Origin of the sequence: Streptomyces sp. NBC_00258, assembly GCF_036182465.1 — a bacterium.
Taxonomy (GTDB): Bacteria; Actinomycetota; Actinomycetes; order Streptomycetales; family Streptomycetaceae; genus Streptomyces.
The window spans coordinates 7,289,070-7,312,611 of sequence record NZ_CP108081.1 but is presented as its reverse complement, the minus strand read 5'-3'; the positions used below and the strand labels follow the sequence as shown (position 1 = coordinate 7,312,611).

Sequence of the window (23,542 nt, the reverse complement as noted above, 5' to 3'; positions counted from 1 at the left end):
CGAAGGCCCCCGCCAAGGGCCGGGTGAAAGGCCGGGTGAAGGGCCGGGCCGCGGAGCACGGCAGTCCCGAGGAGTCCGGGAGGCCGCGGAAGTCCTCGGCCTCCACGGTCGGCCGCCCGCACGCCGCCTGGGCCCTGCCCGGCGTCCTCTTCTTCGCGTTCTTCGCCGTGGTCCCGATGATCCTGGCCTTCTACCTCTCCTTCACCAGCTGGGACGGCCTGGGCGACCCGCAGCCCGTCGGCCTGGAGAACTGGCGGAAGCTGATCAACGACGACCGGATGGTCCAGTCCCTGTGGCTCACCGTCCTGCTGACGGCGGCGAGCTGGCTCTTCCAGACGGTGATCGCCCTGCTGCTCGGCGTCTGGGCGGCGGGCCGCCAGCGCAACCGGGCGATCCTCTCCGCGATCTTCTTCGTCCCGTTCCTGCTCTCCTCGACGGCGATCGCGCTGCTCTTCTACGCCCTGCTCGACCCGAACTTCGGCATCATCCAGGAGAACATCCTGGGCTCCTCCAGCGGCGCGTTCCTCGCGATCGTCTTCGTCGGCGGCTGGCAGTTCATCCCCTTCCACACCCTGATCTACCAGGGCGGGGCCCGTCAGATACCCGAGGTGCTGTACCAGGCGGCGGCGATCGACGGGGCGGGCCGCTACCGCCAGTTCTTCTCGATCACGCTTCCGCAGCTGCGCCACACCGTCACGACGTCCACCGTGCTGCTGGTCGTCGGCTCGCTCACGTACTTCGAGACCGTGCTGATCCTCACCAAGGGCGGCCCGGGCACCGACACGGCGATCCTGCCGTACCTGATGTACGAGGCGGGCTTCAAGAGCTACGACTTCGGCTACGCGAGCGCCATCGCGTCCTTCCTGGTGGTGGCCGCCACGGGGCTGTCCCTGATCCTCGTGCGGCTGACCGGCTTCGGCAGCATGCGCAGCACCCGCGAAGGGATGTGACGGAGTGTCACACGATACGTTGCCGCGTCCCGCGAAGACCGAGGAGCGTCCCACGCCACCGCCTCCACAACGCCGCCGCAAGCACTGGACGAAGCGCGGCAACCCCGTCTCGGGCCTCGGCTCGGTCATCTGGCTCGCGATCGTCATCGTCCCGATCTACGCGATGCTGTCGGCCTCGCTCACCAGCCAGGACAAGGCACTCACCGGCAACCCGCTGAACCCGCCCACGAGTCCGACGCTCGACAACTACAACACCGTGCTGAACAGCGGCTTCGGCCATCTGCTCAGCAACACCGCGATCGTGGCCGTCGCGGTCGTGGCCATCGTCCTCGGCCTGTCCGTCCCGATCGCGTACGTCGCCGTCCGCACCCGCAACCGCTGGTCGGGCCTGGCCTTCCGCCTGTTCCTCCTCGGCGTGGCGATCCCGGCCCAGGCGGTCGTGGTCCCCCTCTACCTCCTCATCGCCAAACTCAACCTGTACGACAGCCTGTTGGCGGTCATCCTGCCGACGGCGGCCTTCGCGATGCCGGTCTCGGTGCTGGTCCTCGTCGGCACTCTCCGGGACGTGTCCGAAGAGCTGTACGAGGCGATGGCCCTGGACGGAGCGTCCCCCCAGCGGATGCTGTTCCAGCTCGCCGTCCCACTGGCCAAGGGCGGCATCAGCACGGTCGTCATCTTCGCGGCGCTCCAGGCCTGGAACGGCTTCCTCTTCCCGCTGATCTTCACCCAGTCCGACGGCCCACGCGTCCTGACCCTCGGACTCTTCAACTACGTCAGCCAGTTCGGCGTGAACATCCCCGCCCTGCTCGCCTCGGTCGTCCTCTCCGGCATCCCCATCTTCGCCGTGTACCTGGTCGCCCGCCGCGCCCTGATCGGCGGCCTGATGGGTGTGGGCGGAAAGTGAACCCACTCGACTCTGACAGGAGTTTCATGACCACCGCCCCCTGGCGTGATCCCGCCCTGCCCGCCGAGGCCCGGGTCGACGACCTGCTCGCCCGGATGACCCTGGAGGAGAAGACCGCCCAGCTGTACGGCGTGTGGGTGGGCGCCGCCACGGACGGCGACGGAGTCGCCCCGAACCAGGACGAGATGGCCTCGGACTTCGACTGGGACGAGCTGATCCCCCACGGCCTGGGCCAGCTGACCCGCTCCTTCGGCACGTCCCCCGTGGACCCGGCGCTGGGCGCGCAGGCATTGGCCCGCGCCCAGCGCCGCATCGCCGAGGCCGGCCGCTTCGGCATCCCCGCCGTCGCCCACGAGGAGTGCCTGGCGGGCTTCACGGCCTGGGGCGCCACCGCGTACCCGGTCCCCCTGGCCTGGGGCGCCACCTTCGACCCGGACCTGGTCGAGGAGATGGCCCGTCGCATCGGCCACGACCTGGCCTCCGTCGGCGTCCACCAGGGCCTGGCCCCCGTCCTGGACGTCGTGCGGGACCCGCGCTGGGGCCGCGTCGAGGAGACCATCGGCGAGGACCCCTACCTGGTCGGCACGATCGGCGCGGCCTACGTCCGCGGCCTGGAGTCCGCGGGGGTCATCGCCACGCTCAAGCACTTCGCGGGGTACGCGTCCTCCGCGGGCGCCCGCAACCTCGCTCCCGTACGCGCGGGTGTGCGCGAGTTCGCCGACATCACCCTGCCGCCGTTCGAGTTCGCGCTGCGCGAGGGCGGGGCCCGCTCGGTGATGGCCGCGTACACGGACACGGACGGCGTGCCCGCCTCCTCGGACCCGTACCTGCTGACCGAACTCCTGCGGGAACAATGGCAGTTCACCGGCACGGTCGTGTCCGACTACTACGGTGTCGGCTTCCTGGAGACCCTCCATCGGGTCGCGGGCACGAAGGCGGAGGCCGCCCACGCGGCCCTGGCGGCCGGCATCGACGTCGAGCTCCCCACACTCCGCTGCTACGGCGACCCGCTGGTCGAGGCGGTGAGGGCGGGCGACATCCCGGAATCCCTGGTGGACCGGGCGGCGGCCCGGGTCCTGCGCCAGAAGTGCGAACTGGGCCTGCTGGACGAGGACTGGACCCCCGAGCCGACGGGCCCGATCGACCTGGACTCGACCGCGAACCGCGTACTGGCCCGCCGCGTCGCCGAGGAGTCCGTCGTCCTGCTCTCCAACCCGGACGGCCTTCTCCCTCTCGCCCCCGACACCCGGATCGCCGTGGTCGGGCCGCGCGCCGCCGACGCCCTGGCCATGCTGGGCTGCTACTCGTTCCCCTCCCACGTGGGCATCGACCACCCCGGCCTGCCGACAGGCATCGAGATCCCCACCCTGCTGGAGTCCCTGCGCACCGAACTCCCCGACGCCAAGGTCACGTTCACCGAGGGCTGCGACACCACGGACCCGGACACCTCGGGCTTCGCGGAGGCGGTGGCACGCTCCGCAGAGGCGGACGTCTGCGTGGCGGTACTGGGCGACCGGGCGGGCCTCTTCGGCCGGGGCACATCGGGCGAGGGCTGCGACGTCGGCGACCTCCGGCTCCCGGGCGTACAGGCCCAGTTGCTGGACACCCTGACGGCCACCGGCACCCCCGTCGTCCTGGTCCTGCTCACCGGCCGCCCGTACGCGCTCGGCCGCTGGCACGACCAACTGGCCGCCTCCGTCCAGGCGTTCTTCCCCGGGGAGGAGGGCGGCCCGGCAGTGGCAGGAGTGCTGTCGGGCCGCGTGAACCCGTCGGGCAGGCTCCCCGTGAGCGTCCCGCAGACGCCCGGCGGCCAGCCGTGGACCTACCTCCAGCCCCCGCTCGGCCTCGCCGGCACGGTCAGCAGCCTCGACCCGACCCCCCTGCACCCCTTCGGCCACGGCCTCGGCTACACGGACTTCACCTGGGAGGACATCGAGGACCGGGGGCAGACGGAGATCGGCACGGACGACTCGTACGACGTATCGGTCACGGTCCGCAACACCGGCCCCCGAGAAGGCACGGAGGTGGTCCAGCTCTACCTCCACGACCCGGTGGCCCGCGTGACCCGCCCCGACGTCCGCCTGATCGGCTACCACCGCCTGACCCTGCCCCCCGGCAAGGCCCGCCGCGTCACCTTCACCTTCCACCCGGACCTGTCGGCCTTCACGGACCGAAAGGGCCAACGCATCGTGGAACCGGGCGCCTTGGAACTCCGCCTGGGCAGCTCCAGCACAACCACCCACCACACGACCCACCTGACCCTGACGGGCCCGGAACGCCACCTGGGCCCGGACCGCCGCCTGCGCTGCGAATCAAGGGAAGCGGAGACACCCTAGGGCGCGAGGGGAGAGAGAACGGCGCAGTCCTTCAGGGGGCGCGGGGAACGGCGCAATCCTTTGGCTTTCAGGGGCGCGGGGAACTGCGCGACCAGCCCCCACCGGCCCACACCCGACGAACACCCCCCGAACCCCTTACCCGTCCACAACCTCGAACCGCCACCGATGAACCGCCCGCGCAACCAACTCCCCAGTCGGCTCCGGCAATTCAGGCAGCTCAGCCTCATACGCGGCATCCCACCACGTAATGACGAGCACCCGATCCCCCGGAGCCCGCAGGACCTCCCGACGCAGGGGCCGCGCCGGGAGGTCCTGCCCCCTCGCCCACGCAAGCAGTTCCTCCCCGCGCCCCTCGACGGCCCGCGCCTCCCACATCAACGCAACGGTCATGAGTACAGATTGCCCTTGCTGACCTCATGCACATGGTCATGATCGTGTGCATGAGAGTGCCCCGGCACATGCGTGTCGGTCACCGGCAACGACGAATCCGCGGACAGATCCCAGTCGGAGGCCGCCCGCCCCCGGGCAACCATCTCCGCACCCAGCGCGGCAACCATCGCCCCGTTGTCCGTACACAACTTCGGCCGCGGCACCCGCAGCCGAATCCCCGCGGCCTCGCACCGCTCCTGCGCAAGCACCCGCAGCCGCGAGTTCGCGGCGACTCCCCCACCGATCATCAGGTGGTCGACACCCTCGTCACGACAGGCCCGTACGGCCTTGCGCGTCAGCACATCGACGACGGCCTCCTGGAAGGACGCGGCCACATCCCGCACCGGCACGTCCTCCCCAGCCGCCCGCTTGGCCTCGATCCACCGCGCCACGGCGGTCTTCAGCCCGGAGAACGAGAAGTCGTACGCGGGGTCCCGCGGCCCGGTGAGCCCACGCGGGAAGGCAATGGCACCCGGGTCCCCCTCCTTCGCGTACCGGTCGATGACCGGCCCGCCGGGAAACCCGAGGTTCAAAACCCGCGCGATCTTGTCGAAGGCCTCACCGGCCGCGTCGTCGATGGTCGCGCCCATCGGCCGTACGTCACTCGTGATGTCCGAGGAGAGCAGCAGCGAGGAGTGCCCGCCGGAGACGAGCAGCGCCATCGTCGGCTCCGGCAGCGCGCCGTGCTCCAACTGGTCCACGCAGATGTGCGAGGCGAGGTGATTGACCCCGTACAGCGGCTTGCCCAGCGCGTACGCGTACGCCTTCGCCGCCGACACCCCGACGAGCAGCGCGCCCGCGAGCCCGGGGCCGGCGGTGACGGCGATCCCGTCCAGGTCCTTCGCGCCGACGCCCGCCTCCTTCAGCGCCCGCTCGATGGTGGGGACCATCGCCTCCAGGTGCGCGCGGGACGCGACTTCGGGCACGACACCCCCGAAGCGCGCGTGCTCGTCGACGCTGGACGCGATCGCGTCCGCGAGGAGGGTCGTGCCGCGGACGATGCCGACGCCGGTCTCGTCGCAGGAGGTCTCGATGCCGAGGACGAGCGGTTCGTCAGTCATTGATCTCTGTTCCTTGTACGGATGTCGAACCCGCGGCGGAGCCGCTGTCAGCTGCTGTGTTGAGTCGCATGACGAGCGCGTCCACGTTCCCCGGCTGGTAGTAGCCGCGCCGGAAACCGATCGCCTCGAAGCCGAAGCGCTCGTACAGCTTCTGGGCGCGGACGTTGTCGACGCGGCATTCGAGCATCACCTCGGCGCACTCGAACGCGGTCGCGGCCCGCAGCAGCTCGGTCAGGATCATCGCGCCGAGGCCGGTGCCCCAGTGCTCCCGGGAGACGGCGATGGTCTGCACGTCACCGACGTCCCCGGCGGCGGCGAGCCCGCCGTACCCCACGATCCGCGCACCGCCCTTGGAATCCGACGCGCCCTCGGACGCGGAGCCGGTCTCGTCCACGATCTCGGCCACGACGTACCGCCGAGTCGCCCCCGGCCCCCGCGCATGGGCCAGGTCCGACCAGAACATGCCCCGTGACCAGGCGTCCTCGGGGAAGAGGTCCTTCTCCAGCTCCAGCACGGGCTCGATGTCCCACCAGCGCATCTCGCGCAGCACCGCGGTCGTCACTTGGGGGTGACCACCTTGTAGTTCTTGGGCACCTGGGCGTCCGGCCGGCGCAGATAGAGGGGCCGTGGCGCCTCCAGTTCCTCGCCCGCGGCCAGCCGTTCCGCCGCCAGGGACGCGAGCGCGGCCGCGGAGACGTGCTCGGGTGCGCGCGCGTCCGGGAAGGTGTCGGGGTAGAGCAGCGCACCCGCGCCGACGGCGGGCAGACCGCCGATGTCCAGGTCGCCCGGCCGGTCGACGGCGGGCTCGGTGACCCGGGTGCGCGAGTCGGCGTACCGCGCCCAGTAGACCTCTTTGCGCCGGGCGTCGGTCGCCACGACGAAGGGTCCGTCTGCGATGGAGCCGTCGGCCGCGTACGCGAGACCGTCGAGCGTGCACAGTCCGTGTACGGGGATGCCGAGCGCGAGCCCGAAGGTGTCGGCGGTCATCAGACCGACGCGCAGGCCGGTGTACGGGCCGGGGCCGACGCCTACGACGATGCCGGTGACGGCGTCGAGCCGCAGCCCGGCCTCGGCGAGCACCCGGTCGACGGCCGGCAGGAGCAACTCCCCGTGCCGGCGCGCGTCCACCTGGCTGGAGGCGGCGATGACGGACGTCCCGTCGTGCAGCGCGACGGTGACGGCGGGAGTGGCGGTATCCAGAGCGAGCAAGAGCACGCGAACAGCCTACGGCGCCCGGGCTCGGAGCACGGCCGCCTCAATCCATCGCAGACCTGCTGCTAACGTCACAGAAAGCACAAATGCCGTACGAGAGGTGGGCACCCAAGGTGGTTCGGAGCAGCTCGGGAATCGTGGCCGGGCTCACCGCGGCGGCGCTCGCCGCGATCGGCTTCCTCGCCTACCAGGCCTCGGCGGACGTGCCGGGCGGCCTGGGCTCCTCCCGGCCCGCCGAGTCCTCGACGACCGCGGCCGCCAAGGCCCCCCGGGACACGAAGCACCCGACGGCACTGCCCTCCGCGTCCGGCACGGGACGACGGGTCGTCTACTCGGTGGACGACGACCGCGTATGGCTCGTCGGAGGGGGTGACCGGGTCAAGCGGACGTTCAGGGTGACCCCCGGGACGGTGGATCCCCCGCCCGCCGCGTACGTCGTCACCTCCCGCTCCGGCAAGATCACCGGCTCGGACGGCATCGCCGTGGAACACGTGGTCCGCTTCACGAACGTCTCCGGCGTCGCAATCGGCTTCAGCGCGGCGGTGGACGGCTCGACCTCCGCCCCCGCCCCCTCAAAAAAGAGACTCGGCGGCATCCGCGAATCCCGCGAAGACGGCACAGCGATGTGGGAGTTCGCCACCATCGGCACAAGGGTCACGGTAATCAAGTAGCCCAACACCAGCGCCCCGCCAGGGGCGCGGGGAACGGCGCAATCTTTGGCTTTGGGGGCGCGGGGAACGGCGCAGTCTTTTGTCTTTGGGGGCGCGGGGAACGGCGCAATCTTTTGTCTTTAGGGGCGCGGGGAACGGCGCAATCTTTGGTTCTAGGGGCGCGGGGAACTGCGCAATCTTTTAGGGGCGCGGGGAACTGCGCGACCAGCCACAACGCACCCGCAGATCCAAACGACGCACCCAGCAGAACGCTCAGGCGGCCCGAGGCCGCGACTCACGCACCGGCGCAGCCGGTGGAGCCGGCGGCGTGGAAACGGCCCGCGCAAAAACCCCGGCCGCAAGCAACTCCCGCATGGACACCCCAGCCACCCCGGACGAAGTCGACTCCACCGGCACCGACGGACGCGTCACATCACGTTCAGACGTCGCCATGGCGGCCTCCTAGGGTCTCCGGGAGCAGACGTGGTTAGGTAGACCTAACCAACTCCTCCGTCCATGTGAACACGCCGAAGCCGCCCGACGCAACATCTTCCCGACGCCTTGTCGGAATGTTGGGGCGAACCTACGAGGACCGGGCCGGAGCAGGCAGGACCAGGCGGCCGGAGCAGGCGTGATCGGACGGGACCTGGCCGGGTCAGGCGGAGAGCACGCCGAGCCCGACCGTCGCCCACCGCTCCCCGACCCCCGTCAGCGTGACGTGCCGTACCTCGTCGGTCGTGTCGCCGACGGCCCGGTGGATGAGGACGTGCAGCCGGTCGTCGGTCAGCTCCTCGACCTTGCCCTCGCCCCACTCCACGACGACCACGGAGTCGGACAGCGAGACGTCGAGGTCGAGGTCGTCCATCTCGTCGAGCCCGCCGCCCAGGCGGTACGCGTCCACGTGGACCAGCGGCGGGCCGTCACCGAGGGGCGGGTGCACGCGCGCGATCACGAAGGTCGGCGAGGTGACCGCACCCCGCACTCCAAGGCCCTCGCCGAGCCCGCGGGTCATCGTCGTCTTGCCCGCGCCGAGTTCCCCGGTGAGCATCACGAGGTCTCCCGCCCGCAACAGCTTGGCGAGCCTGCGACCCAACTCCCGCATCTGTTCGGGTGAGTTGACGGTGATCTCTGTGGTGACGCCGGCCACGGAAGGCTCCGAGGGTCCCGAGGACTCAGCCGGGTTGCGCGGTGCTGCTGGTGCTTCCATAACCACCCACGGTAGCCCCTGCCGGGACGGCTCCGGCGCGTGTGAGGAGGTCGGCCAGCCGGTCTATGACGACCTCGGGGTGCTCCAGCATCACCAGGTGCCCGGCGTCCGGCACGAGCACCAGCTCGGCGTCCGGCAGCAGGTCGGCGATGGCCTCGCTGTGCTCGCTCGGCGTGACGAGATCCTTGACCCCGGCCAGCACGAGCACGGGCATCTCGGCGAAGTGCGCGAGCGCCTCCGTCTTGTCGTGGTCGGTGAAGGCCGGGTAGAACTCCGCGACCACGTCGATGGGCGTGCCCTCGATCAGCCGCTCCGCGAACCGCGCGACCGCCGGGTCGACGTCCCTGGACGCGAACGAGTACCGCTTGATGATCCCGGCGAACAGGTCGGCCGTGGCCCGCCGCCCGCGCTCCACCAGCGCGGCCTGCTGCCCCAGGGCCTTCAGCACTCCGGGCAGCACCCGCCGCACCGCGTTGACGCCGGCGACGGGCAGCCCGAAGTTGACCTCGCCGAGCTTCCCCGAGGACGTACCGACGAAGGCGACGCCGACGACCCGCTCGCGGATCAGGGAGGGGTACTGGTCGGCCAGGGCCATCACCGTCATACCGCCCATCGAGTGGCCGACGAGCACGAGCGGTCCCTCGGGCGCGGCCGCGTCGATGACGGCCTTCAGGTCGCGGCCGAGCTGGTCGATGGTGACTGGCATGTCGTCCTGGACCTGGGCCACGCCCCGCGCGGAGCGGCCGTGGCTGCGCTGGTCCCAGTGGACGGTCCGCACGACGCCGCGCAGCGCGGCCCGCTGGAAGTGCCAGGAGTCCTGGCTGAGGCAGTAGCCGTGGCTGAAGACGACCGTGACGGGAGCCGGGGACTTGCGGCCGAAGAGCCGACGGCGGCGCGGGGCGAGGGTGGAGTCGGGCTCCACCTCGTCGACCTCGTAGTACAGCTCCGTGCCGTCGTCCGCGACGGCCTTGCCGGGCATGCCGCGCAACGATCCGTACGGACCGGCCGAGTCGAGGGCTAGCCGCGCCTTCCTGCGCATGCCCCGGCCGACCGTGAGCCGCTCTATGGCGACTCCGGCGGCGGCGCCCGCGGCGACCACGCCTATCGCGGCGCCGGCGATCCCGGCCCTGCGCCAGTTCGCGCCCCCCGCTGCGGAGACGGCCGAGGCTGCGGCCGTGGCCGCTTCCACGGCGGCCTCCGCACTGCTCTCGCTCACGTACCGCTCCTCTTCGCCGGGACGATGCCCATGTCCGCTGTCGGTGTTGCTGTCGCTGTCACTCTTGGTGCCGGTCGTGCTGCCGGTTCCCGCGATGCCGTGCCCGGCATCTATGCGGTTACCCCGCTTGTTCGGTATTCACGTAAACGCGCGGCACCCGGGTTCCGATCCGGGTGACGATTTCGTAGGCGATCGTGCCGACCGCCTGGGCCCAGTCCTCGGCGGTGGGCTCGCCGTGGTCGCCGGGGCCGAAGAGGACCACTCGCTCGCCGACCGGTGGCTCGTCCCCGCCGAGGTCGACCGCGAACTGGTCCATCGCGACCCGTCCCGCGACCGTCCGCCACTTGCCGGCGACCAGGACGGGTCCGGTGCCGGAGGCGTGGCGCGGGATGCCGTCCGCGTACCCGACGGGCACCAGGCCGAGGGTCGTGTCGCCCGCCGTGACGTAGTGGTGTCCGTAACTGACACCGTGCCCGGCCGGTACGTGCTTCACCAGCGCCAGCGACGCCGACAGGGTCATCACCGGGCGCAGCCCGAGGTCGGCCGGGGTGCCCAGCTCGGGACTGGGCGAGACGCCGTACACCGCGATCCCGGTCCGTACGAGGTCGAAGTGGCTCTCGGGGAGCGTGAGCGTGGCGGGCGAGTTGGCGATGTGCCGGACCTCGGGGCGGACGCCCTGCCCCTCCGCGTAGGCCAGCATCTCGCGGAAGCTGCTGAGCTGGGCCTGGACGGAGGGATGACCGGGCTCGTCGGCGCAGGCGAAGTGGGACCACAGACCGGTGACCCGGACGAGCCCCTCGGCCTCGGCGCGCAGGGCTTCGGCCACGAGCTCGGGCCAGTCGGCGGGCTGGCACCCGTTCCGCCCGAGCCCCGTGTCGGCCTTCAGCTGGACGCGAGCGGCTCGACCGGACACACGCGCGGCCTCCACGGCCTCCCGCAGCGCCCACACCCCGCTGATCCCCAGGTCCAGATCGGCCTCGACGGCCGCCCGCCAGGGCCCGCCCGGGGTCCACAGCCAGCACATGATCCGGCCCGGCAGTCCGGCCGCGCGCAGCGCCAGGGCCTCCTCGGGCGTGGCCGTGCCCAGCCAGGTCGCGCCCGCCTCCAGGGCCGCGCGGGCGCACGGGAGCGCGCCGTGTCCGTACGCGTCGGACTTGACCACCGCCATGAGGGCGGCGGTCGGCGCCTGGGCACGCAGAGCCCGCACATTGGCCCGCAGTGCGGCCAGGTCGATCTCGGCGCGGGCCCGCGCGGGTGCAGTTTCAGTCATCGCGCCCAGTGTCTCAGAGGGGTCGGACACAGCCCTCAGGTACCGGGCCTGCGGCCCCACACGTACACGCTGTCGCCCTTGTAGAGCACGCCCCACAGGGTGCGGGCGTCGGCGATCCGCATGTTCACGCAGCCCATCGAGCCGGGCGGGTTGTAGACGCTGCCGTAGATGCCGTGGAAGGCCTGGCCGCCGCTGAAGAACTGGCTGTACGGCATGGGGGTGTTGTAGAGCGTCGACCAGTGGTTCTTGTGCTTCCAGTAGACGCGGTGCCAGCCGCCCCTGGTCCGGTAACCGGCCTTGCCGCTGCGGATCGGCACGGGCCCGAACAGCACCTTCGTCCCCTTCTGCACCCAGGTCAGCTGCCGGGTGAGGTCGACACAGGCGACCCGGTAGGCCCGTACGGGACACTTCCCGGCGGCGTTCGGGTTCTTCGCGGCCGACAGGAGCTGCATCCGCGCCCAGGTCACGGGCCCGGCGAAGCCGCTGTCGGGCCGGATCCCGTGCCTGACCTGAAAGGCCCGGATGGCCAGGCAGTCGTTCGCCGACTGCCTCCCGTCCACCCTGAGCCGCAGCCACCCCTCGACCTGCCGCTGGTACGGCCCGGTCTGCCTGCTGCACGCCACGACCCCGGACTGCCGCGCCACCGCGTCGCTCAGCGGTACGTACTCGATCAGCTCGTCGCTCTCAGCGGCGGCGTCGCGCGGCTCGATGGCGTCCTCGTCGGCGCTCGGCGTGTAGACCTTCGGGGCCAGCGCCTGGTCGGGAGTGTCCAACTGCCAAGGCTGGGACGGCCCAGGGGGTACCCCGGGCACCAGCTCACTCAGCGGCGCGGGAACCCCGGAGGCGCCGGGGGCGGGCGGAGGCTCCGCGACGGCCCCCGGCACGGACAGCGCCGTGATGACGGCGACCAACACGGCAACGGTTCTCTGACGGACCATGCCCCCAGCGAAACCCCCGGGGCGGCGTACGGGCTTCAGCCGCGCGGAAGGGTCGCCCGTTGTGCGCACGCGTACGGAGTACGCGGCGAGGCGGGACGGGTAGGCGGTGAGGTGGGACAGAAGTGCGGCGAGGCGCGACGGAAATGCGGGAGCGTCTCAGCTCTCCATGACGTCCCGCCAGGCCTCCCGTACCGCGTCGGCCACGTCGTACGCCCCCACGGGCGCCCCGTCCGCCGCGAACCGCCCCGCCAGCCCGTGGAGATACGCCCCCACGCTGCCGGCGTCCTGCGCCCCGAGCCCGGCGGCGAGCAGCGACCCGGTCAGCCCCGACAGCACGTCCCCGCTCCCCGCGGTGGCGAGCCAGGACGTACCGGTGGAATTCACGCGCACGGCCCCACCACCGGGCTCGGCCACCAAGGTGGTGGACCCCTTGAGCAGCACGGTCGCCCCGTACGCCGCCGCGAGTTCCCGTACGGAGGCCAGCCGCGCCCCCTCGACCTCGTCCCGCGAGACCCCGAGCAGCGCGGCGGCCTCACCGGCGTGCGGCGTGAGCAGCGTGGGCGCGGTCCGGGCCCGCACGACGCCCCGGTCCGCGAGCCGCAGCCCATCGGCGTCCACGAGGACCGGCACGTCCGACTTCAGCACGGCCGCCACGGAATCGGCGTCCTCGCCGACCCCCGGCCCCGCGACCCAGGCCTGCACCCGGCCGGCCCGCTCGGGCGAACCGTCCGACACCAGCGTCTCCGGGAACCGCGCGATCACCGCGTCCCCGGCAGGCCCGACGTACCGTACGGCCCCGGCCCCGCCCCGCAGGGCCCCGGCGACGGCCAGCACGGCCGCACCGGGGTACCGGGCGGACCCGGCCACGATTCCCACCACCCCGCGCCGGTACTTGTCGCTCTCGGCCCCGGGCACGGGCAGCAGCGCGGCCACGTCGGCGTGCTGCAGGGCCTCCAGCTCGGCCTCGTCGGGCAACGAGAGCCCGATGTCGACGAGCCGCACGGACCCGGCGTACTCCTTCGCGGGATCGACGAGCAGCCCGGGCTTGTGCGTCCCGAAGGTCACGGTCAGATCGGCGCGCACGGCGGCGCCCCGTACTTCCCCGCTGTCGGCCTCGACGCCGCTGGGCAGGTCGACAGCCACGACGGCGGCGCGGGATTCGCGGGCGAGGTCCGCGAGGGGCGCGGCGTCCGGCCGGAGGCCGCCCTTCCCGCCGATGCCGACGATGCCGTCGACGACGAGGTCGGCACGACGGATCGGTGCCTCGGCCGCGTCCGCCCCTCGCACCGCGGTGCCGCCGGCCCGGCGCAGAGCCGCGAGCCCGCCGGCGTGGGTCCTGTCGGGCGCGAGCAGCACGGCTACGACGCCGGCACCGCGGCGGGCCAGCCGGGCCCCGGCGTAGAGGGCATCGCCGCCGTTGTCGCCGCTGCCGACCAGCAGGACGACCCGGCTGCCGTACACCCGCCCCAGCAACTCGGCGCAGGCCGCGGCCAGTCCGGCTGCCGCCCGCTGCATCAAGGCCCCGTCCGGCAGCCGTGCCATCAGCTCCCGCTCGGCGGCCCTCACCGTCTCCACGCTGTACGCAGTACGCATGGCCCCGAGTTTCCCGCATTCCGCGGCTGCGCGCCGAGCCGGTACGTCGGGTGCGGGTGCGTTGTGGCTGATCGCGCAGTTCCCCGCGCCCCTGGGTGGGTGGGGGTTTCGGCTCGTCAGTCGGGTGCGGGGCCGCGTCGGGATGTCCGTCCGCAGCGCAAGACGCAAGGTCCGTTTGCCGCGCTGACCGCGTACGTGTGTCGTCGTAAGCTGCGGCCACACATCCCGCCACGTCCCCTCCGGCCCGTGCCCCGCCAGGGGCACGGCGCGAGCAACCACGGCGGACGGGCACGCGGCAAACAGACCTCGACCACCGGTGTCTTCAGGGGCGCGGGGAACTGCGCAATCTTTTAGGGGCGCGAGGAACTGCGCGACCAGCCCCCACCCACCCGCAGCCAATCACACACCCCAGCCACCCCTACCCCTCCGCAATCACCACCGCAGAAGCCACCCCCGCGTCATGGCTCAACGACACATGCCACGACCGAACCCCCAGCTCGGCCGCCCGCGCGGCAACCGTTCCCGTCACGCGGAGCCGGGGCTGCCCGCTGTCCTCGACGTAGACCTCGGCATCGGACCAGCGCAGACCCCCCGGCGCACCCAGCGCCTTGGCCAGCGCCTCCTTCGCAGCGAAGCGGGCGGCGAGGGAGGCGACACCCCGCCGCTCCCCACTGGGCAGCAGCAACTCGCTCTCCAGAAACAGCCGTTCGGCCATCCCGGGCGTCCGCTCCAGCGACGCCGCGAACCGGTCGATCTCAGCTACGTCGATCCCGACGCCGATGATGCTCATCCGGGGACTCTACGATCCGCCAGAAGAGGTCAAGCACTCCGGCGGCTCGTCCTGTTGGCTGTCTTGCTGGTCAGCCAACGGCTAGGCCTGCTCAGGAGTGGTCCCAGGGACCTCCGGGTCCTCGGCAAACAGATCCTCGGCCCGCTCGACCGTACGGGAACGCTCCAGCCAGGCGTCCATGCGGTCGAGATCGGTACAGGTGGTGATGCGCTCGCGCACGTCGGTCGGCACGGGGATGCCGCGCACCTCCAGTACAAGCAGGATCCCCTTCGCCTCCCCTTCAGCCCTGCCCTTGGCCTCGCCTTTGGCCTCGCCTTCGAGATAGGCCGTCTCACGGACCGTCCCCCGGCCGGGGAAGTAGCTGACGAACGACATGATGTCCTTCCATTTCTTTCCAGCTGGGGTCTTACCCAGAGTGACTTCCAGGAAGTCGAAGAAGTACTCGGCGGTGTCAGGGTCGGTTTCCCGGAGTTCCTGAAGGGCGCTGCTGATTGCTTCCAGTATGGCGTCGCAGTCGGGGCTGCGGGCGTGTGCCAGGGCGGAGAGCACGGCCAGCGGAAGGTTCTTGGCCACGCTCCTGACATCCGTGATCACCGGCAGGTTGTCCGGCCCCGCGACCAGTGGATACACCCGAAGAGCCGTCCAGCCGCGCGTGCCGCAGTCGAAGGGGCCGGTCGCCCACTTGGCTGTGGCCGCGTCCTGACAGACCACGAGCAGCAGCACTGGCAGTTCGTACTTCGCCTGGAGGTAGGCGACGTAATACGCCCAACTCCACTCCTTGCCGGCGACCTTGCGCGACTGCGACTCGATGGCGAGCAGGAAGTCCTCACCGTCGGACGGGCCGATCCGCAGCACGGTGTCCACGCGGCGTTCCAGCGGCCGGGCCTCTGTCACGTCCGTGGTGACGGCATCGACGGTCGCCTTCACGGCGAACGGGACACCCAGCACGCCGAACACGGGACCGAGGATCTCGGGGCGCTCCTGAAAGATGCGGTGCATGCCCTCGTGAGCTGATGTGACCATGTGCGCAACCTAGGTTGATCAAGGGATGGGCTGTCCGGTCGATCGGGATGCGTTCACCCTTTCGATGGGCGATAAAACGTTCAGGCGACGGCTGCCAACTCGCACCACACGTACTTGCCGCGGTTGCCGAATCTGGACAGCGGTTGCCACCCCCACAGGTCCGAGCACGCGCGGACCAGTGCGAGCCCCCTCCCCTCCTCCGCCTCACCGAGCTGCTCCAGCTTCCCCGGCGGTTCGGGCGGCTCCGGATCGGCGTCCCACGCCCCGATCCGCAGCACACCCGCCGACCAGCGCACCCGCAGGGCGGCGGGTCCCTTCGTGTGGCATACGGCGTTGGCGACCAACTCGGTCGCGAGGAGCTCGGCGACATCGACGAGTCGGATCAGGCCGTGCATGGTGAGGATCAGCCGGAGCGTGCGGCGGCAGATGGTGACGGCTCGGGGGTCGTTCGGGATGTAGAGGGAGTACTCCCAGGGTTCGGATTCGTTCTCGGGCATGCGTGAACTCCGTTCGGGTGGTGGGGAGTTACGGGAGGGGGCGGGCGGTGGCATGCCGCAGCCGTCATGGCAGGACGGGGCGGTGCGCTTCCGGGGATCCCGGCGTTCCGCAGAGTAGGCGTCGCATCACTGACGGTAGGCGTAACATGTAACGCCGAGCAAGCCGATCGCGTAATTCGACCCCGAACGAGGAGCTGTTGATGTCCCAGAGGCGCGAACCAACCGCACGTCAGATGCGCCTGGCGATCGAACTGCGCAGGCTCCGCCAGACGGCAGGACTCACCACCACCGAAGCAGCAGCACTACTCGGGGTGAATCGCGTCCAGATGAGCCAGATCGAATCTGGACTCGTGGGCGTGAGCAAGGAGCGAGTACGCCGCTTCGCATCCCACTACGCCTGCACGGACAAGGAGTTCATCGACGCCTTGGCCGCGATGGCCACCGACCGAACCCGTGGCTGGTGGGAGGAGTACCAGGACCTGTTGCCCAAGCCTTTCCTGGACCTGTCCGAGCTGGAGCACCACGCCCGTTTTCTACGCAGCGTGGACATGCTGTTCGTACCGGGCCTGCTTCAGACGGAGGACTACGCACGTGCCCTCTTCTCGGCCAGGCTGCCCGAGCTCACCCGCCAAGAGCTTGAATTGCGCATCCGGCACCGAAAGGCACGCCAGGAGAACACGATCCCGTACGAAGCGGTCATTCATGAGGCGGCACTTCGGATCAGGGTCAGCGACCGTGCCACCTCGAAGTCCCAACTCGCCCGGCTCCTCGAACTCTCCGAAGCGGACCACATCACCGTGCGTGTCATTCCATTCGACCTGGACGACTTCGCCAGGGCGTCGAGCACGATGACGTACGCGGGCGGGCCCTTGCCCAAGCTGGACACGGTGGTGCGGGACGCACCCCATGGCTCGATCCTTCTCGATGCCGAAGCCCAGCTCAACATCTATCGAACGCGCTTCCGTATGGTGGAGGCCGTATCAATCGACCCCGTACGATCGCGCGACTTTATCCACGAGCTGGCGAGAGAGCTGTGAGGCACCTGTGGACAACTGGCGGAAGTCGTCCTACTCGGGCGAAGGCGACGGGAACGCCTGCGTAGAGATAGCCAACTCCCCCACCCAGGTGGCCGTCCGCGACTCCAAGACCCCGGCCAGGGCAACCCTCACCTTCCCGGCCGGAGCCTTCACCCCCTTCATAGAGGCGCTGAAGTCGCCCTACTCCACCGTCACCGACTTCGCCAGGTTCCGCGGCTGATCCACCTCGTTGCCGCGAGCCGTCGCCAGCTCACACGCGAACACCTGCAACGGCACAGTCGCCACCAGCGGCTGAAGCAACGTCGGGGTGGCCGGGATCCGGATCAGGTGATCCGCGTACGGGACGACCGCCTCGTCCCCCTCCTCCGCGATCACGATGGTCCGCGCCCCCCGAGCCCGGATCTCCTGGATGTTGGACACGATCTTGTCGTGCAGCACGGACCGCCCCCGAGGCGACGGCACAACGACAACCACCGGCAGATCCTCCTCGATCAGAGCGATCGGCCCGTGCTTCAACTCCCCCGCCGCAAAGCCCTCGGCGTGCATGTAGGCGAGCTCCTTGAGCTTGAGCGCACCCTCCAGGGCCACCGGATACCCCACATGCCGCCCCAGGAACAGCACGGTGTTCTTCCCGGCCAGCGACCGGGCCAACTCCCGCACCGGCTCCATCGTCTCCAGCACCCGCTCGACCTCGCACGAGATCCGCGAGAGGTCGCGTACGACGGCCTGGATCTCGTCCCCCCACTTCGTGCCCCGCACCTGTCCCAGATACAGCGCGACCAGATAGCAGGCCACGAGCTGCGTCAGAAATGCCTTCGTCGAGGCGACCGCGACCTCCGGCCCCGCATGCGTGTACAGCACCGCGTCGGACTCCCGCGGAATCGTCGACCCGTTCGTGTTGCAGACGGCCAGCACCCTGGCCCCCTGCTCCCGCGCGTGCCGAAGCGCCATCAGCGTGTCCATGGTCTCGCCGGACTGCGAGATGGCGATCACCAGCGTCCGCGCGTCCAGGATCGGATCCCGGTACCGGAACTCGCTCGCGAGTTCCACCTCGCACGGGATCCGGGTCCAGTGCTCGATGGCGTACTTGGCGATCAGCCCGGCGTGGAAGGCGGTCCCGCAGGCCACCACCACGACCTTGTCGACCTCCCGCAGCTCGCTCGGAGAGATCCGGACCTCGTCGAGCGAGAGAGCCCCGCTCGCGTCGATGCGCCCGAGCAGCGTGTCGGCGACGGCCTTCGGCTGCTCGGCGATCTCCTTGAGCATGAAGTAGTCGTAGCCGCCCTTCTCGGCGGCGGACACGTCCCAGTCGACGTGGTACGGCCGCACCTCGGCGGGCCGCCCGTCGAACCCGGTGACGCTCACCCCGTCCCGCCGCAGCTCGACCACCTGGTCCTGCCCGAGCTCGATGGCGGACCGGGTGTGCGCGATGAACGCGGCGACATCGGAGGCCAGAAACGCCTCGCCCTCCCCGACCCCGACCACGAGCGGCGAGTTGCGCCGCGCCCCAACGACGACATCCGGCTCATCGGCGTGGACGGCGACCAGCGTGAAGGCGCCCTCCAGCCGCCGGCACACCAGCCGCATGGCCTCGGCGAGGTCGGCGCACGCGGAGAACTCCTCGGCGAGCAGGTGCGCGACGACCTCGGTGTCGGTCTCGGAGGTCAGCTCATGCCCCCGCTCCGCCAACTCGGCGCGCAGCGCGGCGAAGTTCTCGATGATGCCGTTGTGGACGACGGCGACCCGCCCCGCGTTGTCGAGGTGAGGATGGGCGTTCGCGTCGGTCGGTCCGCCATGGGTGGCCCACCGCGTGTGCCCGATGCCCGTGGACCCGGTCGGCAACGGCCGCTCGACCAGCTCCTTCTCCAGGTTGGCGAGCTTCCCGGCCTTCTTCGCCGCCGCCATCCCACCGTCCGCGAGCACCGCGACGCCCGCCGAGTCGTAACCCCGGTACTCCAGCCGCTTCAGTCCGGCCACCACCACATCGAGCGCCGACTGCGACCCCACGTATCCCACGATTCCGCACATGGCGGCAGCCTAGATGCCGACGCACGCCCCACCCCGGTACCGCGTGCCCGATATCGGAAATTCCCGCCGGGGAGCCCCCTGCCTGCCCCTTGCTCCCCTGCTCCCCGCTGTTCGCCCCGCCTATTCGCCCCGCTCGATCCGGTCGATCGCCTCCTGGACCATCCCCAGGTACTCGACCTCCTCGCAGCGCGGCTTGCTGCCCATCTCGTACAGGTCGATGCAGTCGTAGAGGTACTCCCCCAGGTCCTCGTCCGGCAGGTCGACTGCCAGCTCGCTGCAGACCCGGCCCTCGTGCTCCAGCGACGGGGCCCCGGCCGTCGGCCCGGGTCTGCGTCTGCCGAATCCACGCACACGGAAACGCACGGCCATGACGACCACCCCAAACCCCCCAGAACACCGGAAGGCGGCTCGCTCCCGGATGGGCGGACGCTATCCCCGTACGGTCACGCGGTCCAGACCTCCGGACGCGTGTAGACACACCCGTCGAACGCGAGTAGACACCGCGGTGGACGTGTGTAGAGAACACCGACGTGACGGACTCCACCCGCCACCCCGTTCAAACTCCCGTAACAATGAACTGTGATCTCACCGGTCTCCTCGTTGCCGCGGAGCGCCCACCGGCCCAGGCCGGAGGCGACTCCCTACCTCGACCTCACCCGCTCGGAGTGGAGCGCGCTGCGTGAGAAGACTCCGCTGCCGCTGACCGCCGAGGAGGTGGAGAAGCTGCGTGGCCTGGGCGATGTCATCGACCTCGATGAGGTGCGGGACATCTATCTGCCGCTCTCCCGGCTCCTCAACCTCTACGTGGGCGCGACCGACGGCCTGCGCGGCGCCCTGAACACGTTCCTCGGCGAGAAGGGCTCCCAGTCCGGTACGCCGTTCGTGATAGGCGTCGCGGGCTCGGTCGCCGTAGGCAAGTCCACCGTCGCGCGCCTCCTGCAGGCCCTGCTGTCCCGCTGGCCCGAGCACCCGCGAGTGGAGCTGGTCACCACGGACGGCTTCCTGCTGCCGACCAAGGAGCTCCAGGCCCGCGGCCTGATGTCGAGGAAGGGCTTCCCGGAGTCGTACGACCGCCGGGCGCTGACCCGTTTCGTCGCGGACATCAAGGCGGGCAAGGACGAGGTGACGGCCCCCGTCTACTCGCACCTCATCTACGACATCGTCCCCGGCGCGCGGCTCACCGTCCGCCGCCCGGACATCCTGATCGTCGAGGGCCTGAACGTCCTGCAGCCCGCCCTGCCCGGCAAGGACGGCCGCACCCGGGTCGGCCTCGCCGACTACTTCGACTTCAGCGTGTACGTGGACGCGCGGGCCGAGGACATCGAGAGCTGGTACCTGAACCGTTTCCGCAGGCTGCGCGAGACGGCGTTCCAGAACCCGTCCTCGTACTTCCGCAAGTACACGCAGGTCTCCGAGGACGAGGCCCTCGACTACGCCCGGACGACCTGGCGGACCATCAACAAGGTCAACCTCCTGGAGAACGTGGCCCCGACCCGCGGCCGCGCCACCCTCGTCGTGCGCAAGGGCCCGGACCACAAGGTGCAGAAACTGAGCCTGCGCAAGCTGTAGACGAGCGGTGGGCGAGCTGCTGACGAGCCCTGCACGAGCCGCGAGGCCGGTGCCCCGGGCCGTCACCCTCCGCGGCTACTCTGCGGGGCATGCTGCATCTCCGCCTGATCACCCCGGCCGACAGGACCGACGCCGTGGTCCGCCTGATCGAGAAGACGGTCGGCACCACTCACCTGTGTGTCGTGCCGGGTGCCGCCCGCAACCCCACGGGCGACGTCGTGATGGTCGACGTGGCGCGCGAGGCGGGCGACGAACTGATCGGCGGGCTGCGCGAGTTGGAGATCGACACGCACGGTTCGATCGCCGTCGAGAACATCGACCTGTCGCTGTCGACGCGCGCCGACAAGGCGGCGGACGACGCGCCCGGCGAGGGCGCGGACGCGGTCCTGTGGGAGCACCTGGCGGACGCGACGCACGAGGAGTCGACGCTCTCGGTCACGTACATCGCCTTCATCACGCTCGCCACGATGATCGCGGCGTGCGGTGTGGTCCTCGACAACGCGATCCTGATCGTGGGCGCGATGGCGGTGGGCCCGGAGTTCGGCCCGCTGGCCGGCTTCAGCACGGCCCTGGTCCAGCGTCACCCGCGCCTGGCCCTGCGCTCACTCATCGCGCTGCTGGTGGGCTTCGCCGTGGCGATGGCGGTGACGGTCGGCTTCAGTCTCTTCATGGACGGCCTCGGCCTGTTCAGCGAGGCCCAGTTGGAGGGCGACCGCCCGAACACGGCCTTCGTCTACGCCCCCGACGCGTTCTCGTTCGTCGTGGCGGTCCTCGCGGGCATCGCCGGCACCCTCTCCCTGACCTCGGCCAAGTCGGGCCTCCTGGTCGGCGTGGCCATCTCCGTCACCACGGTCCCGGCAGCCGCCAACGCGGCCGTGGCCCTCAGCTACGGAGACACCACCCAAACGATCGGCTCAACGAACCAGCTCCTCCTGAACCTCCTGGGCATCGTCCTGGCAGGAACGCTGACCCTCCTGGCCCAGAAATGGCTCTGGTCAAGACAGAAGGCACGCCCTTAAGGGGCGAGGGGAACGGCGCGGCCTTGGGGTTGGGGCCACGGGGAACTGCGCGGCCTTTGGGGTTGGGGGCGCGGGGAACTGCGCAATCTTTTGGCTTTCAGGGGCGCGGGGAACTGCGCGACCAGCCACAACGAACCCGCACCCCGCAACGAACAGCTCCCCCACCCCCTACGCGGCCCAAAGATCAGCCAAGCGCAGACTTCACCGCATCGGCCAGCCGCCCAGCCACAGACCGAGCCTGATCAATGTCCGCCGCCTCGACCATCACCCGAACCAACGGCTCGGTCCCGGAAGGCCGCAGCAACACCCGCCCGGTGGCCCCGAGTTCCCGCTCGGCCTCAGTAACGGCCGCAGCCAACTCGGCAGACGTCCCCACCCGAGCCCGGTCGACATCGGGCACGTTGATGAGAACCTGCGGCAACCGCTCCATCACAGAGGCGAGTTCCCGGAGCGTACGACCGGTCTGAGCGATCCGCGCCGCGAGCAACAGCCCGGTCAACGTCCCGTCGCCCGTGGTCGCGTGGTCAAGGATGATCACGTGCCCGGACTGCTCGCCGCCGAGTGCGAACCCGTGCTCCTTCATCTCCTCCAGCACGTACCGGTCCCCGACCGCCGTCTGCACGAGGGACAGCCCCTCACGCTCCATGGCGAGTTTGAACCCGAGGTTCGACATGACCGTGGCGACCACGGTGTCGGACCGCAGCTCGGAGCGTTCCCGCATCGCGAGCGCGAGCACGGCGAGGATCTGGTCGCCGTCGACCTCGGCACCCGTGTGGTCCACGGCGAGGCACCGGTCGGCGTCACCGTCGTGCGCGATGCCGAGAGCGGCCCCGTGCTCGATGACGGCGGCCTTCAGCAGGCCGAGGTGGGTCGAGCCGCACCCGTCGTTGATGTTGAGCCCGTCCGGGTCGGCACCGATCGTGACGATCTCGGCGCCCGCGCGGGTGAAGGCCTCGGGCGAGACCCGCGCGGCCGCGCCGTGCGCCTCGTCGAGGACGACCTTCAGACCGTCCAGACGGTTCGGAACGGCCGTGAGGAGATGGGCGACGTACTGGTCGAAGCCCTCCTCGTACGAGCGGACGCGGCCGACGCCCGAGCCGGTGGGCCGGTCCCAGGGAGCGCCGGTGCGGTGCTCCTCGTAGACGGCCTCGATCCGGTCCTCCAGCTCGTCGGCGAGCTTGTGTCCGCCGCGGGCGAAGAACTTGATGCCGTTGTCCGGCATGGCGTTGTGGCTGGCGGAGAGCATCACACCGAGGTCGGCGCCGAGCGCACCGGTGAGATGCGCCACCGCGGGGGTCGGCAGGACACCGACGCGCAGGACGTCCACGCCCGCGCTGGCGAGGCCCGCGACCACGGCGGCCTCCAGGAACTCCCCGGACGCGCGCGGGTCCCGTCCGACCACCGCCGTCGGCCGGTGGCCTTCGAAGGTTCCCGCTTCGGCCAGTACGTGCGCCGCCGCCACGGAGAGGCCGAGCGTGAGCTCGGCCGTCAGATCCGCGTTGGCGACACCACGTACGCCGTCCGTCCCGAAGAGTCGTCCCACTGGTGTCCTCCGAACTTGCTCAGGCTTGCTCAGGCTTACTCAGAAACGTGCGGCTCGGGCCGGGGTCCGGCTGCGGCCCTTGTCAGGGTCCGGCTACGACCCCTGTCAGGTATATCCCCCGGACCTGTATATCTCCCAGGTCCGTCGCAAGGCTGCCGCCTTGCAGGCCTCTCTCAAGGCAGACTTCCGGACCTGTTCCAAGGTTGTGGTAAACGAACGCCCCGGCGGCACAGAACGTGCCGCCGGGGCGTTTCGTGCAAAACAGCTGAG

At 70.6% G+C, this 23,542-nt stretch carries 23 protein-coding genes; 8 read left to right on the top strand and 15 right to left on the bottom strand.

All coding sequences use genetic code 11. The features are described 5' to 3' along the window. Positions 1 to 134 precede the first annotated feature (134 nt). The 3 genes from OG718_RS32690 to OG718_RS32680 are packed head-to-tail and all read left to right on the top strand — an operon-like array spanning position 135 to position 4,190. Positions 135 to 950: a carbohydrate ABC transporter permease gene (locus OG718_RS32690; RefSeq protein ID WP_260695703.1), complete on the top strand. Its 816-nt coding sequence runs from the start codon at positions 135 to 137 to the stop codon at positions 948 to 950. A gap of 4 nt (positions 951 to 954) precedes the next feature. Next, positions 955 to 1,854, top strand: a complete 900-nt coding sequence (locus tag OG718_RS32685) for a carbohydrate ABC transporter permease (RefSeq protein WP_143642813.1) — start codon at positions 955 to 957, stop codon at positions 1,852 to 1,854. A gap of 26 nt (positions 1,855 to 1,880) precedes the next feature. Then, positions 1,881 to 4,190 carry a glycoside hydrolase family 3 N-terminal domain-containing protein gene (locus tag OG718_RS32680; RefSeq protein WP_143642814.1) on the top strand — a complete coding sequence of 770 codons (2,310 nt, stop codon included), beginning with the start codon at positions 1,881 to 1,883 and terminating at the stop codon, positions 4,188 to 4,190. Between the two features lie 135 nt (positions 4,191 to 4,325). Here OG718_RS32680 and OG718_RS32675 read toward each other — a convergent pair whose 3' ends face one another. The 4 genes from OG718_RS32675 to tsaB are packed head-to-tail and all read right to left on the bottom strand — an operon-like array spanning position 4,326 to position 6,895. Continuing rightward, a complete protein-coding gene (locus OG718_RS32675) occupies positions 4,326 to 4,580 on the bottom strand; it encodes a hypothetical protein (RefSeq protein ID WP_143642815.1) in 255 nt (84 codons plus the stop codon). Further along, positions 4,577 to 5,680: a tRNA (adenosine(37)-N6)-threonylcarbamoyltransferase complex transferase subunit TsaD gene (tsaD, locus tag OG718_RS32670; RefSeq protein ID WP_143642816.1), complete on the bottom strand. Its 1,104-nt coding sequence runs from the start codon at positions 5,678 to 5,680 to the stop codon at positions 4,577 to 4,579. Before tsaD ends, OG718_RS32675 begins: the two co-directional genes overlap by 4 nt. Beyond that, on the bottom strand, positions 5,673 to 6,242 hold the full coding sequence (locus tag OG718_RS32665; RefSeq protein WP_328845855.1) for a GNAT family N-acetyltransferase: 570 nt from the start codon (positions 6,240 to 6,242) through the stop codon (positions 5,673 to 5,675). The genes tsaD and OG718_RS32665 overlap by 8 nt, the downstream gene beginning before the upstream one ends. Further along, entirely contained in the window at positions 6,239 to 6,895 is a 657-nt protein-coding gene (tsaB, locus tag OG718_RS32660) for a tRNA (adenosine(37)-N6)-threonylcarbamoyltransferase complex dimerization subunit type 1 TsaB (RefSeq protein ID WP_143642818.1), read from the bottom strand. Before tsaB ends, OG718_RS32665 begins: the two co-directional genes overlap by 4 nt. Positions 6,896 to 6,978: 83 nt before the next feature. Here tsaB and OG718_RS32655 point away from each other — a divergent pair, with 83 nt between their 5' ends. Then, positions 6,979 to 7,563, top strand: a complete 585-nt coding sequence (locus OG718_RS32655; RefSeq protein WP_398939654.1) for a hypothetical protein — start codon at positions 6,979 to 6,981, stop codon at positions 7,561 to 7,563. A gap of 634 nt (positions 7,564 to 8,197) precedes the next feature. On the opposite strand, the gene tsaE is transcribed toward OG718_RS32655, so the two are convergent. The 8 genes from tsaE to OG718_RS32615 form a co-directional block, all read right to left on the bottom strand. Continuing rightward, positions 8,198 to 8,749: a tRNA (adenosine(37)-N6)-threonylcarbamoyltransferase complex ATPase subunit type 1 TsaE gene (gene tsaE, locus OG718_RS32650; protein WP_143642820.1), complete on the bottom strand. Its 552-nt coding sequence runs from the start codon at positions 8,747 to 8,749 to the stop codon at positions 8,198 to 8,200. Beyond that, the gene (locus OG718_RS32645; protein ID WP_143642821.1) at positions 8,715 to 9,965 is read right to left on the bottom strand and encodes an alpha/beta fold hydrolase; all 1,251 of its coding nucleotides are present in this window, start codon (positions 9,963 to 9,965) and stop codon (positions 8,715 to 8,717) included. Before OG718_RS32645 ends, tsaE begins: the two co-directional genes overlap by 35 nt. Before the next feature lie 118 nt (positions 9,966 to 10,083). Then, entirely contained in the window at positions 10,084 to 11,235 is a 1,152-nt protein-coding gene (gene alr / locus OG718_RS32640; RefSeq protein WP_143642822.1) for an alanine racemase, read from the bottom strand. A gap of 35 nt (positions 11,236 to 11,270) precedes the next feature. Further along, positions 11,271 to 12,173 (bottom strand): L,D-transpeptidase family protein, encoded by a 903-nt coding sequence (locus OG718_RS32635; protein ID WP_328845854.1) that lies wholly within the window; start codon positions 12,171 to 12,173, stop codon positions 11,271 to 11,273. A gap of 156 nt (positions 12,174 to 12,329) precedes the next feature. After that, positions 12,330 to 13,766, bottom strand: coding sequence for an NAD(P)H-hydrate dehydratase (locus tag OG718_RS32630; RefSeq protein WP_328845853.1), 1,437 nt, complete (start codon positions 13,764 to 13,766; stop codon positions 12,330 to 12,332). 418 nt (positions 13,767 to 14,184) lie between these two features. Then, positions 14,185 to 14,556, bottom strand: a complete 372-nt coding sequence (locus OG718_RS32625; protein WP_328845852.1) for a holo-ACP synthase — start codon at positions 14,554 to 14,556, stop codon at positions 14,185 to 14,187. Positions 14,557 to 14,637: 81 nt separating this feature from the next. Beyond that, positions 14,638 to 15,579, bottom strand: a complete 942-nt coding sequence (locus OG718_RS32620; protein WP_328845851.1) for a hypothetical protein — start codon at positions 15,577 to 15,579, stop codon at positions 14,638 to 14,640. Between the two features lie 80 nt (positions 15,580 to 15,659). Next, the gene (locus OG718_RS32615) at positions 15,660 to 16,076 is read right to left on the bottom strand and encodes an ATP-binding protein (protein WP_328845850.1); all 417 of its coding nucleotides are present in this window, start codon (positions 16,074 to 16,076) and stop codon (positions 15,660 to 15,662) included. Between the two features lie 200 nt (positions 16,077 to 16,276). On the opposite strand from OG718_RS32615, the gene OG718_RS32610 reads away from it, so the two are divergent. Together OG718_RS32610 and OG718_RS32605 are read left to right on the top strand one after the other, a co-directional pair. Then, complete coding sequence (locus OG718_RS32610; RefSeq protein WP_328845849.1) at positions 16,277 to 17,113, top strand: helix-turn-helix domain-containing protein; 837 nt, start codon at positions 16,277 to 16,279, stop codon at positions 17,111 to 17,113. Positions 17,114 to 17,120: 7 nt separating this feature from the next. Beyond that, complete coding sequence (locus OG718_RS32605; RefSeq protein ID WP_260695695.1) at positions 17,121 to 17,333, top strand: DUF397 domain-containing protein; 213 nt, start codon at positions 17,121 to 17,123, stop codon at positions 17,331 to 17,333. Here the strand turns inward: OG718_RS32605 and glmS are convergent. Together glmS and OG718_RS32595 are read right to left on the bottom strand one after the other, a co-directional pair. Continuing rightward, positions 17,294 to 19,141: a glutamine--fructose-6-phosphate transaminase (isomerizing) gene (gene glmS, locus OG718_RS32600; RefSeq protein ID WP_328845848.1), complete on the bottom strand. Its 1,848-nt coding sequence runs from the start codon at positions 19,139 to 19,141 to the stop codon at positions 17,294 to 17,296. The genes OG718_RS32605 and glmS overlap by 40 nt on opposite strands. 120 nt (positions 19,142 to 19,261) lie before the next feature. Further along, a complete protein-coding gene (locus tag OG718_RS32595; protein ID WP_306939476.1) occupies positions 19,262 to 19,510 on the bottom strand; it encodes a hypothetical protein in 249 nt (82 codons plus the stop codon). 210 nt (positions 19,511 to 19,720) lie between these two features. On the opposite strand from OG718_RS32595, the gene coaA reads away from it, so the two are divergent. Beyond that, positions 19,721 to 20,710 carry a type I pantothenate kinase gene (gene coaA, locus OG718_RS32590; RefSeq protein ID WP_143642832.1) on the top strand — a complete coding sequence of 330 codons (990 nt, stop codon included), beginning with the start codon at positions 19,721 to 19,723 and terminating at the stop codon, positions 20,708 to 20,710. Positions 20,711 to 20,799: 89 nt separating this feature from the next. Continuing rightward, positions 20,800 to 21,729 carry a DUF389 domain-containing protein gene (locus OG718_RS32585; RefSeq protein WP_328845847.1) on the top strand — a complete coding sequence of 310 codons (930 nt, stop codon included), beginning with the start codon at positions 20,800 to 20,802 and terminating at the stop codon, positions 21,727 to 21,729. Between the two features lie 184 nt (positions 21,730 to 21,913). Here the strand turns inward: OG718_RS32585 and glmM are convergent, their stop codons facing one another. Next, positions 21,914 to 23,272, bottom strand: a complete 1,359-nt coding sequence (glmM, locus tag OG718_RS32580) for a phosphoglucosamine mutase (RefSeq protein WP_143642834.1) — start codon at positions 23,270 to 23,272, stop codon at positions 21,914 to 21,916. Between the last annotated feature and the right edge of the window lie 270 nt (positions 23,273 to 23,542).